This window comes from Streptomyces sp. NPDC057654, assembly GCF_042800135.1.
GTDB lineage: Bacteria > Actinomycetota > Actinomycetes > Streptomycetales > Streptomycetaceae > Streptomyces.
This window is the reverse complement of the sequence record NZ_JBHVHQ010001392.1, coordinates 1-1,346: the sequence shown is the minus strand read 5'-3', so window position 1 is coordinate 1,346 and position 1,346 is coordinate 1. Positions and strand designations below refer to the sequence as shown.

The 1,346-nt window shown below is 75.3% G+C and carries 1 protein-coding gene and 1 pseudogene; both read left to right on the top strand.

Annotation, left to right across the window (positions count from 1 at the left end; genetic code table 11):
* Positions 1-566, top strand: a pseudogene (locus ACFU99_RS43870) (4-(cytidine 5'-diphospho)-2-C-methyl-D-erythritol kinase); the annotation flags it as partial.
* A gap of 99 nt (positions 567-665) precedes the next feature.
* On the top strand, positions 666-1,346 hold a 681-nt coding region (locus ACFU99_RS43865; protein ID WP_384404407.1), incomplete at its 3' end, for an acyltransferase family protein.

Sequence of the window (1,346 nt, the reverse complement as noted above, 5' to 3'; positions counted from 1 at the left end):
GCGCCGGACAGGCCGAACTCCTCGACATCTGCGCCGAGTTGGGCAGCGACGTGCCGTTCAGTCTGCTCGGCGGCGCGGCGCTCGGCCGGGGGAGGGGCGAGCTCCTCACCCCCCTCGACGTCGGCGGCGTCTTCCACTGGGTGTTCGCGGTCGCCGACGGCGGCCTGTCCACCCCGGCCGTCTACGGCGAGTGCGACCGGCTCCGCGAGGCGTCCGGTACGGGCGCGACCACGGCGGACCTCCCCGCCGACCCCGACCCGTCGCCCGCCCTCCTCGCGGCCCTCGCCGACGGCGACCCCGCCGCCCTCGCCGCCGCGTTGAGCAACGACCTCCAGCCCGCCGCCGTCTCCCTGCGCCCCTCCCTCGCCGACACCCTCGCGGCGGGCACGGCCGCCGGGGCGCTGGCCGCGCTGGTCTCCGGCTCCGGGCCGACCACCGCGTTCCTCACCGAGGACGCGGCCGCCGCCCGTACCGTCGCCGACGCCCTCCTGGCCTCCGGCACCTGCCGCACGGCCCGCATCGCCACCGGCCCGGCGCCGGGCGCCACCGTGCTGCCCACCGGGTGACGCGCGGCGCGCACTGAGTACCGGTACTCACCCTCCCGCTGGGGGAATTGAGTACCGGCACCGTGCCGTACGGGCCGCCCGCAGAGCGATCGTGCCCGTATGAGACCACGACGACCGGCACGGGAAACGGAACGTACGGGCGGACGTACGGGCGTACACGCACTCGCCGAGGCCACGCCCAGCGGCCGCGACCGCTACATCGACCTGCTCCGCGTCGCCTCGCTCGGCACGGTCGTCCTCGGCCACTGGCTGATGGCCGCCGTGACCGTCGACGGAGGCGGCGACGCGCGCGTGGGCAACCTCCTCGCCGTCGAACCGGCGCTCCAGCCGCTGACCTGGCTCCTCCAGATCATGCCCGTCTTCTTCTTCGTCGGCGGTTTCTCGCACGCCCTGTCCTACCGGTCCCTGGCCCGCCGCAGCGCACCCGGCGACTCCCTCTACGCCGCCTTCCTGCGCGCCCGGCTCCAGCGGCTGCTGCGCCCCACCATGGTCTTCATCGGCGTCTGGGGAGCGGGCGCGCTGAGCGTCCAACTCCTCGGCGCGGACGGCTCGCTGACCGGCGTCGCCGCGCGGCTCGTCGCGCAGCCGCTCTGGTTCATCGGCATCTACCTGGCGATGGTCGCCTTCACCCCGCCGCTGCTGCGGCTCCACGAACGCTACGGCTGGGGCGCGTTCGGCGCGCTGGTCGCCGCGGCCGCCGCCGTCGACGTGCTGCGCTTCGCCGCCGGCGTGCCGTATGTGGAGTTCCTCAACTTCGCCTTCGTCTGGCTCGCCGTCCAC